Origin of the sequence: Streptomyces corynorhini, assembly GCF_003346515.1 — a bacterium.
In the GTDB taxonomy this organism is placed as follows: domain Bacteria; phylum Actinomycetota; class Actinomycetes; order Streptomycetales; family Streptomycetaceae; genus Streptomyces; species Streptomyces corynorhini.
In genome coordinates, this window is record NZ_QQNA01000055.1 from 20,622 (window position 1) to 21,141 (window position 520).

At 71.5% G+C, this 520-nt stretch carries 1 protein-coding gene; it reads left to right on the forward strand.

Translation table 11 applies throughout. The features are described 5' to 3' along the window. Positions 1-221 precede the first annotated feature (221 nt). On the forward strand, positions 222-520 hold a 299-nt coding region (locus DVH02_RS08950; protein ID WP_199566213.1), incomplete at its 3' end, for a hypothetical protein.

Here is a 520-nt window from a genome sequence, read left to right on the forward strand (position 1 = left end):
GGCCGGGCACGGCACAGGAGGTCACCATGCGCTACCGCATCGACCCGGTCAAGTACGGCGGAGACAACGACGACGACGGGGACGACGGCCAGGACTCCGACCCGTCCGGCGGCTGCGGAGACGGCCAGGGCTGCGGGCGTACGTAGCCACTCATCCCACCCACTACCGGCAGCCTCACCCACCAGGGCGGGGCTGCCACCCCACACCGCCCAAGGAGACACGTGGCAACGCCGCACCACCACGCCTACCTCTGGCTCGGCCACGGCGACATCCTTGTCAAACCCGGCGACGCCCACCGCCGTCCCGGGCATCCCGAATTCCCCTCCGCCCCCGTCATGCCCCTCGAAAGCGCCGACTGGCTCCTCAAAACCCCCACCCACATCCGGGCCACCTTCCCCCACCCCCAGAACGCGACCGACTGGTACCTCGAACACCTCACCCGGCACGCCCCAGCCTTCACCGGCAGCTACGCGCCGCCCCCCGACCCCGCCCACCTCATCCGCCGCCTCGAAGCCCGCCA